This is a genomic window from Brevundimonas sp. (assembly GCF_032017145.1).
In the GTDB taxonomy this organism is placed as follows: Bacteria; Pseudomonadota; Alphaproteobacteria; order Caulobacterales; family Caulobacteraceae; genus Brevundimonas.
Genome location: NZ_DALZQC010000131.1, coordinates 1 through 8,340 on the forward strand (window position 1 = coordinate 1; position 8,340 = coordinate 8,340).

Below are 8,340 nucleotides of genomic sequence, written 5' to 3' on the forward strand. Positions count from 1 at the left end.
ATGGCGCCCGCCAGCATCCGCTCGGCCGCGCGGGCAAGCGCCGCGTCGGCGGGATTGGCGTCACGCAGGCGGATGTCGGTCTCGCGGCCCCAGGCGGAAAAGGCGCGCTCGGCCCGTTCGTCGCCGATGAAGCGGGCGACCAGGGCGCGCAGGTCGCCGACCGAGGCGCCGGACGGCGCGGGCCTGGCCTCCATCTAGTCCGGCCCCAGCCGATCCACGAAGGCGCGGGCCTGGACCCGGTCGATCAGCCGGGGCTGGGCCAGACGCGACACCCCGACATAGGCCGCCAGGTTCAGCCCCAGGCTGACGAAGACGCCCAGGGCCAGCGGGTCCTTGATGCCCAGCATGACATAGATGTGCCAGGGCGCGCCCGGCACCAGTTGCGGCAGGGCCAGCATCATGATCCAGACCAGGACCCCCACCGCCATACCCGCCAGCGCGCCGTGAGCATGGCCGCCGCGCCACAGGACAGCGCCGAACAGGGCCGGCGCCAGCTGTGCCAGGGCGGCGAAGGACACCAGCCCCATGGCCGCCAGACCGTGCGACTGGTCCGTCGCCTGATAATAGAGCCAGGCCAGCAGCAGGACCGCGACGATGGCCCCGCGCCGCACCTGCAGGATGGTGCCCGCCATGTCCGAGGCGTCGCCGCGCATCCGCCAGCGGTCGCGCGCCAGGAAGGGCAGGATTAGGCTGTTGGACACCATGGCCGACAGGGCCACGGCCTCGACGATCACCATGGCGGTCGCCGCCGAGAAGCCGCCCACGAAGACGACGGCGGTCAGCAGAGTTTCGCCGCGCTGGAACGGCAGGGCCAGAACCAGAAGGTCGGGGTTCACCGTGGGCGCGAACAGGGCGCCGGCCGCCACCAGCGGCAGGACCGCCAGACTGGTCAGCATCAGATAGAGCGGAAATATCCAGCGCGCCCGCCGCACGTCCGACGGCTGGGCCCCCTCCACGAAGGCGACGTGGAACTGGCGCGGCAGGCAGAAGATCGCCAGGGTCGAGACCAGAGTGATGGCGGTGAATCGCGGGGTGACGTCCGGCGGGGCCGCCAGGGCGCCCAACCCCTGTGCGATGCGGGCCGGCGATCCCTGGTTCAACAGCAGGACCAGGGCGAAGACGGCGACGAACAGCAGGGCGCCCAGCTTGACCATCGATTCCAGACCGATGGCCTGGATCAGGCCGCGATTGTGCTCGGTCAGGTCGGGGCGTCGCGCGCCGAACAGGATGGCGAAGAAGGCCAGCACCCCCGCCAGCACCAGCACCGTCAATCGCTCGGATCCCGCCACCGGCGTGCCCGCCGTCAGAAGGGCGCCCGCCATCGACAGCGACTTCAGCTGCAGCGCGATATAGGGCAGCGACCCCAGAATGGCGACGACCGTGACCGCCGCACCCAGGGTCTGGCTCTTGCCGTAGCGGGAGGCCACGAAGTCGGCCATGGAGCCGACGTTCTCGCGCCGGGCCGCCGCCGCGATGCGCCGCCACAGCGGGAACAGCAGTGTCACGCCGATCACCGGCCCGATGTAGATGGGCAGATACTCCCACCCGTCGCGCGCCGCCGTGCCGACCGCGCCGTAATAGGTCCAGGAGGTGCAGTAGATGGCCAGCGACAGGGCGTAGACCGACGGCCCCAGCCCCTTGCCGCGCGCCCTGGCCGCCGGACGCTCCTGATGCCAGGCGACGGCGAACAGCACCGCCATATAGGCGGCGACCAGGCCGAGGATCGTCAGGCTGAACATGGGGGCATCTGAACCGGGCAGGGTGGGTTTCACAAGCGAAAGGCGGGCCGTCTCGCGACGACCCGCCCCTCGTTCCGCCTGAAAGCAGGATCAGGCGTTCAGATCGACGTCCTTGCCTTCCTTGACCAGGAGGAAGCCCAGAACGACCGTCCCCAGGGCCACCACGATCGGGTACCAGAGGCCGGAATAGATGTTGCCCGTCGCCGCCACGATGGCGAAGGCGGTGGTGGGCAGGAAGCCGCCGAACCAGCCGTTGCCGATGTGATAGGGCAGGGACATGGAGGTGTAGCGGATCTTGGTCGGGAACATCTCGACCAGGGCCGCGGCGATCGGCCCATAGACCATGGTCACATAGAAGCCGAGGATGAACAGGATCAGCACCACCATCGGCTTGTCGACCAGGGCGCTGTCGGCCTTGGCCGGATAGCCGGCGGCGGTCAGGGCCTCGCCCAGGCTCTTGTCCCAGGTCTTCTTCTGGGCCGCGAAGTCGGCCGGAGCCATGGCGTCGCCGCGGAAGCTGGGGATCACGATCTGATCGCCGATGCGGACCTGGGCCACCGTGCCGGCCGGGGCGGCTTCGTTGGTGTAGGTCACGCCCGCCTTGGCCAGATAGGATTTGGCCACGTCGCAGGAGTGGTTGAACACCGTCTTGCCCACCGGATCGAACTGCAGGTTGCAGTCGGCCGGATCGGCATAGACCACGACCGGCGCCGAGGCGGCTGCGGCGGCCAGGCGCGGGTTGGCGGCCTGGGTCAGGGCGTTGAACAGCGGGAAATAGGTCAGGGCCGCGATCAGGCAGCCGGCCAGGATGATCGGCTTGCGCCCCACCTTGTCCGACAGCCAGCCCCAGAAGATGAAGAAGGGCGAGGCGGCCAGAAGCGCGATGGTCAGCAGCACATAGACCAGGGTGGCGTCGACCTTCATGACCCGTTCCAGGAAGAACAGGGCGTAGAACTGGCCGGTGTACCAGATGACGGCCTGGCCTGCGGTCAGGCCCAGAAGCGCGATCAGCACCAGCTTCAGGTTCGGCCATTTGCCGAAACTGTCCTTCAGCGGGGTCTTGGAGCCCTTGCCCTCGGCCTTCATCTTCTTGAACGACGGGCTCTCGGCCAGCTTCAGGCGAATCCACAGGGACACGCCGAGCAGCAGGATCGAGACCAGGAAGGGAATGCGCCAGCCCCAGGCGGCGAAGGCTTCCTCCCCCACGGTGTAACGCACGCTCAGGATGACCAGCAGGCTCAGCACCAGGCCGGCGGTCGCCGTGATCTGGATGAAGGAGGTATAGAAGCCGCGCTTGCCCTGCGGGGCGTGCTCGGCGACGTAGGTGGCCGCGCCGCCGTACTCGCCGCCCAGGGCCAGGCCCTGGATCAGGCGCATCAGCACCAGGATGATCGGCGCGGCGATGCCGATGACCGCATAGGGCGGCAACAGGCCGACCACGAAGGTCGACAGGCCCATCAGCAGCATGGTCACCAGGAAGGTGTTCTTGCGCCCCCAGAGATCGCCCAGCCGTCCGAAGACCACGGCGCCGAACGGACGCACGGCGAAACCGGCGGCGAAGGCCATCAGGGCGAAGATGTAGCCGGTCGTCTCGTTGACGCCCGAGAAGAACTGGACGGTGATGATCGCCGCCAGCGAGCCGTAAAGATAGAAGTCGTACCACTCGATGACGGTGCCGACCGACGAGGCCAGGATGACCAGCCGATCGCTGCGATCGACCGTGTGCTCCCCGTCCCCGGACGCAATGGGTGCGTCGGTTGCCATGATCCATTTCCTCCCAAGTCGCCGTTATCGGCCGTTTTGCACATCCTTCAGGATGCATGGACGCCGACATTGGCCGAGAGGGAGGCGGCTGGAGAGAGCGACTTTGGTCGAGGATCGATGGTCGCCAAGCAGGATCAGCCGTCGATGGAGATAACCGGCCCGAGTTTGGGCTGACGCCGGCCGCGACGGGCCGTGCGGCGTTTCAGCGCCGCGCGAATCCGGTTCTGCAACGGATTGTCGATGGCGAAGTGGAAGGCGAAGGCGAAGCCGACCGCCGCCGCGACGCCCAGGCCCCACAGGCCCCATTGGACGGCGACGGGCAGGGCGACGCGGGCCTCCAGCGCATTGACCACGCCGAACCAGGCGATGCGGACCACCTCGTTGGAGATGAACATGGAGAAGGACACCATGGCGGCCGTCTCGACCACCTTGGACGGACGCTTCACCGGCACGGCGCCGGCGGCCAGGATGATGATCGAGATCAGCGCAAGCGCGACGAGGGCGTGCTTGTCGTGAAGCTCAAGCGCAAAGAAGCCCACGGCCGCCAGCACGCCGGCCCAGCCGGCCAGACGCGGCGCGATCCAGACCTTCTGGGCGAACCAGGCCAGGCACATGCCCAGGAAGAACAGGGGCAGGGCGCGCACGATGCCATAGCCCATCGGCATCTGATAGACGGGATAGCCCAGGAACGACCAGCACAGCTGGTTGGCGACCAGATAGACGCCGACGCCCACCGCCAGGGCCGACCACGGCCCCAGCCGCATCAGGCCGCGAATGATCCAGGGGAAGGCCAGGTAGCAGCCGATCAGGGCCGAGATCGACCAGGTGGGCGCGTTCCAGCCCAGGCCGCCATGCACGCCATAGGACTGCAGCAGCAGCAGCTGCGCCGGCAGCTGGTCCCAGGCGAACCATTCGGGATTGCGCGGCGGCGCGCCGGCGGCCGTCGCCAGCAGCACAAGTCCGACCAGCGACAGGCCCATGATCAGGTGGGCGGGCACGACGCGCAGGAACCGCTTCAGGAAGAAGTCGCCCGGCGACATCCGGCCCTTGTCCACCGCCGCCCCATAGACGCGCATCAGCACATAGCCGCTGTCGATCAGGAAGAAGTTGGTCAGCAGGAAGCCGCCGCGTTCGAAGATCGGATTGATCAGATGCGCAAGGGGCTCGGGCCCGGCCGCCTGGAAGTGATGCAGGATGATCAGGAAGGCCACGATGAAACGCAGCGCGTCCAGCCAGCCGCCGCGGGCGATCTGGACTGTCTCATTGCGGGTCGAAATCAGGGACCAGGGCATCGTCGGCGCCTCCTTCGGCCCGTTCGACGCAAGGGCGGCGCCAGTGCGCGCCTTGAGGGAAGATCAGCCCCTGACCAGACGCAGGAACTCCTCGCGGGTGCGGGGATCGTCGCGCACGACGCCGATCAGGTGGCTGGTCGACAGGCTGGCGCCCGGCGCATTGACCCCGCGCAGGGTCATGCAGGAATGCTCGGCCTCGATCACCACGCCGACGCCGTGGGGGCGCAGCACGGTCTGGATGGCCTCGGCGATCTCCGACGTCATCTTCTCCTGGATCTGCAGGCGACGGGCGAAGCCACGCACGACGCGCGCCAGTTTGGAGATGCCCACGACCCGGTCGGTCGGAAGATAGGCGACGTGCGCCTTGCCCACGACCGGCAGCATGTGGTGCTCGCAGAAGCTGACGAAACGGATGTCCTTCAGCACAACCAGCTGGTCGTAGCCCCCCGTCTCCTCGAAGGTCTTCTCCAGATAGGACAGGGGATCGACCTCATAGCCCTGGAACAGCTCGCGATAGCTCTTGGCCACGCGGGCGGGGGTTTCCAGCAGGCCCTCTCGCGTGGGGTCGTCGCCGGCCCATTCGATCAGGGTGCGCACGGCGGCTTCGGCGTCGGCCTGGGAGACTTTCGGAGATCGGGCGTCGGTCATGGCGGCTACATAGCCACAAGCGAAACGGAAGGGGAGAGGCTGCGACCATCAAGCCTTGGTTAGCGGCCTGTTAACCATCCTGTCGGCATTTTCTGCCCAGTAGTTGCTGGAGTGGGCCGATGAACGGCGCGGAAGTTCTGGACGTCGGGCGGGACGCCATCTGGCTGACGATCCAGCTGTGTCTGCCGGTGCTGCTGGTCGGACTGGTGGTCGGCGTGGTGATCGGCCTGTTTCAGGCCCTGACGCAGATCCAGGAACAGACCCTGATCTATGCGCCCAAGATCATCGCCATCTTCGTTTCGCTGATCCTGTTCCTGCCGCTGATGGGGGCGCTGCTGGGCGGCTTCATGCGTCAGATCGCGGCCCGCATCGCGGGGATGTAGTGGACGGCCGCTAGTCATGGATTCGTGGGCGACCGCCGATCAGGTCTGGGCCGGGGGGCTGATCTTCGCGCGGGTCGCGGCGATCCTGATGCTGATCCCCGGCTTCGGCGAGGCCTATGTGCCGCCGCGCGTGCGGCTGTCGTTGTCGCTGGTCATCAGCCTGGCGCTGTGGCCGGTGGTGCGCGGCGCGCTGCCGGCCCTGCCCGACAGTCTGGGCCTGATGGTCGGCTGGATCATCCGCGAGGTGGTGGTCGGCCTGATGATCGGCCTGTTGCTGCGGATGTTCATGACCGCCCTGTCTACGGCGGGCGAGATCGTGTCGCTGCAGACCACCCTCAGCTTCGCCCAGACCGCCAACCCCATGCAGGCCCAGCCGGGCACGACCATCGCCGCCTTCCTGACCCTCTTGGGGGTGACGCTGCTGTTCGCCACCGACACCCACCACCTGTTCATCGCCGGGATCGTCGGCTCCTATCAGCTGATCGCCCCGGCCAAGCCGCTGATCATGGCCGACTTCACCCAGATGGCGGTGCGGACCCTGGGCGACAGCTTCATGCTGGGGGTTCAGCTGGCCGCGCCGGTCCTGGTGTTCGCCCTGATCTTCAACCTGGCCTCGGGTCTGGTGGCGCGGGTCATGCCGGCCTTTCAGGTCTATTTCGCCGCCGCCCCGCTCAGCGTCATCCTGGGCCTGTCGATCTTCGCCCTGAGCCTGGGGGCGCTGGGCGCCGTCTTCATCGACCGCTACCGCCGCCTGGCGGAGTATTTCGTATTCGGCGGTCCAGGGGGAGGCGCCGGTGGCTGAAGGCGCCGATCCCGAATCCAAAACCGAAGAGGCGACCCCGCGAAAGCTTGAGGACGCGCGAAAGAAGGGCGACGTCGCCAAGTCGCCCGACGTCGCCCAGGTCCTGTCCCTGGCCGGGGCGGCGGCGGTGATCCTGATGACCGGCGGCTGGTTCGCCTCGTCCATCGCCGAACAGATGCTGCCCTTCATCGCCGCCCCGCATCAGATGCTGGGCACGCTGAACTCGGGCGCGGGCAATCAGATCATGGTGCGCGCCGTCTGGGCCGTCGCGCCCTTCCTGGGGGCCGTCATGCTGGCCACCATCATCGGCGGGGCCGGGGGCAATCTGGCGCAGTCGGGCCTGATCTTCACCGCCGAGAAGCTGAAGCCGAAATGGTCGGCGGTCAGTCCGATGCAGGGGTTCAAGCGGATCTTCGGTCCCGACGGCCTGGTGCAGTTCCTCAAGACCTTCCTGAAGCTGGTCGCCGTCTGCCTGGTCTGCTGGATGGTGCTGAAGCCCCATGCCCGCGAGTTCGAGAACCTGGTCGCCGTCAGCCCCATGGCCATCCTGCCGCTGGCGCGCGACATGGCGATCTCGCTGTTCGTCTCGGCCATCATCCTGCTGGGCGCCACGGCGGGGGCCGACTTCATCTGGCAGAAGATGCGCTTCGCCAAGCGGATGCGGATGACCAAGGAAGAGCTGAAGGAAGACTTCAAACAGTCCGAGGGCGACCCGCACATCAAAGCCAAGCTGAAGCAGATCCGCATGCAGCGCAGCCGCCAGCGGATGATGGCCAATGTGCCCAAGGCCACCGTCATCGTCACCAACCCGACCCACTATTCCGTCGCCCTGCGCTACGAGCCGGATCAAGGCGACGGGGCGCCGATCTGCGTGGCCAAGGGCGTCGACGCCCTGGCCCTGCGCATCCGCGAGGTGGCGACCGAACACAATGTCCCCATCGTCGAGAACGTGCCCCTGGCCCGCGCCCTCTACGCCACCGTCGATGTGGACGAGGTCATTCCGCGCGAGCATTTCGACGCCGCCGCCAAGATCATCGGCTTCGTCTTCCAGTCGCGGGCGCGTCGGTAAGGGTGCGTCAGGATTTGAGCGTATGATGAAGTCCTTGATTCGCGAGGCCGTATGACGTCCACCCGCCGCTCCCCGTTCGATCTGTTGTCCGCCGTGATGGCGTTCGGCGTCGTGGCGGCGATCGCGGCCCTGGCCTATCCGGCGTTTCGCGACAATCCGGTCTCGGCGCCGGGTCTGGTGCTGATCCTGACGGTGGGGATGATCGCGCTGATCGGCCTGTTCGGATTTCGTCGCGCCGCCGGCGCCCGGCCGGACAGCGATGCGGCCGTCGAGGTGCTGGACGCCATGGCCGAGCCCGCGGCCCTGGTGTGGGATTCAGGTCAGATCCTGGCCTTCAACGCCGCCTGGGCCGAGGCCAATGGTTCAACAACGGCCCTGCCGCGCGGCAAGTCGGCCCAGGCCCTGTATATGGCCTTCGCCCAGGCGCGGAAGGGCGAACCCGGCCGCGCCATCGTCCTGATCGGCCAGCGCGAGGTCGAGGTGGTGATCGGCCGGGTCGCCGAAGGGCGGTTCCTGATGCGGGCGGCCCCCGACGCGGTCCTGCCCATCGCCTCGGCCCAACTGCCTTCGCCCATGGCCGCCGCCGCGACCGGAGAGGCGCGCGCCATGGCCGCCGGGGCGCCGTTCGGCTCGGCCGTCATCG

At 67.8% G+C, this 8,340-nt stretch carries 8 protein-coding genes and 1 pseudogene; 4 read left to right on the forward strand and 5 right to left on the reverse strand.

Features of this window, described 5'->3' with window-relative positions:
* From RTU05_RS15930 to folE, 5 genes are all read right to left on the reverse strand, one after another.
* On the reverse strand, positions 1–194 hold a 194-nt coding region (locus RTU05_RS15930; RefSeq protein WP_312599317.1), incomplete at its 3' end, for a hypothetical protein.
* Complete coding sequence (locus RTU05_RS15935; protein ID WP_312599318.1) at positions 195–1,739, reverse strand: hypothetical protein; 1,545 nt, start codon at positions 1,737–1,739, stop codon at positions 195–197.
* 90 nt (positions 1,740–1,829) lie between these two features.
* Complete coding sequence (locus RTU05_RS15940; RefSeq protein ID WP_312599319.1) at positions 1,830–3,503, reverse strand: MFS transporter; 1,674 nt, start codon at positions 3,501–3,503, stop codon at positions 1,830–1,832.
* Positions 3,504–3,637: 134 nt separating this feature from the next.
* Positions 3,638–4,795 (reverse strand): acyltransferase, encoded by a 1,158-nt coding sequence (locus RTU05_RS15945; protein ID WP_312599320.1) that lies wholly within the window; start codon positions 4,793–4,795, stop codon positions 3,638–3,640.
* Between the two features lie 63 nt (positions 4,796–4,858).
* Entirely contained in the window at positions 4,859–5,443 is a 585-nt protein-coding gene (gene folE / locus RTU05_RS15950) for a GTP cyclohydrolase I FolE (RefSeq protein ID WP_248118687.1), read from the reverse strand.
* A 119-nt stretch (positions 5,444–5,562) separates the two neighbouring features.
* On the opposite strand from folE, the gene fliQ reads away from it, so the two are divergent.
* The 4 genes and pseudogenes from fliQ to RTU05_RS15970 form a co-directional block, all read left to right on the forward strand.
* On the forward strand, positions 5,563–5,826 hold the full coding sequence (gene fliQ, locus RTU05_RS15955; protein WP_017505641.1) for a flagellar biosynthesis protein FliQ: 264 nt from the start codon (positions 5,563–5,565) through the stop codon (positions 5,824–5,826).
* A 16-nt stretch (positions 5,827–5,842) separates the two neighbouring features.
* A complete protein-coding gene (gene fliR, locus RTU05_RS15960; RefSeq protein ID WP_312599321.1) occupies positions 5,843–6,628 on the forward strand; it encodes a flagellar biosynthetic protein FliR in 786 nt (261 codons plus the stop codon).
* Positions 6,621–7,697: a flagellar biosynthesis protein FlhB gene (gene flhB, locus RTU05_RS15965; RefSeq protein WP_312599322.1), complete on the forward strand. Its 1,077-nt coding sequence runs from the start codon at positions 6,621–6,623 to the stop codon at positions 7,695–7,697. The genes fliR and flhB overlap by 8 nt, the downstream gene beginning before the upstream one ends.
* Before the next feature lie 51 nt (positions 7,698–7,748).
* Positions 7,749–8,340 (forward strand): annotated as a pseudogene (locus RTU05_RS15970) (hybrid sensor histidine kinase/response regulator); the annotation flags it as partial.

What these genes read in the sequence shown, in the direction of transcription:
- RTU05_RS15945 (WP_312599320.1), bottom strand. Translation starts at nt 4,795, where the DNA reads ATGCCCTGGTCCCTGATTTCGACCCGCAATGAGACAGTCCAGATCGCC.
- RTU05_RS15940 (WP_312599319.1), bottom strand. Translation starts at nt 3,503, where the DNA reads ATGGCAACCGACGCACCCATTGCGTCCGGGGACGGGGAGCACACGGTC.
- folE (WP_248118687.1), bottom strand. Translation starts at nt 5,443, where the DNA reads ATGACCGACGCCCGATCTCCGAAAGTCTCCCAGGCCGACGCCGAAGCC.
- RTU05_RS15935 (WP_312599318.1), bottom strand. Translation starts at nt 1,739, where the DNA reads ATGTTCAGCCTGACGATCCTCGGCCTGGTCGCCGCCTATATGGCGGTG.
- fliR (WP_312599321.1), top strand. Translation starts at nt 5,843, where the DNA reads ATGGATTCGTGGGCGACCGCCGATCAGGTCTGGGCCGGGGGGCTGATC.
- fliQ (WP_017505641.1), top strand. Translation starts at nt 5,563, where the DNA reads ATGAACGGCGCGGAAGTTCTGGACGTCGGGCGGGACGCCATCTGGCTG.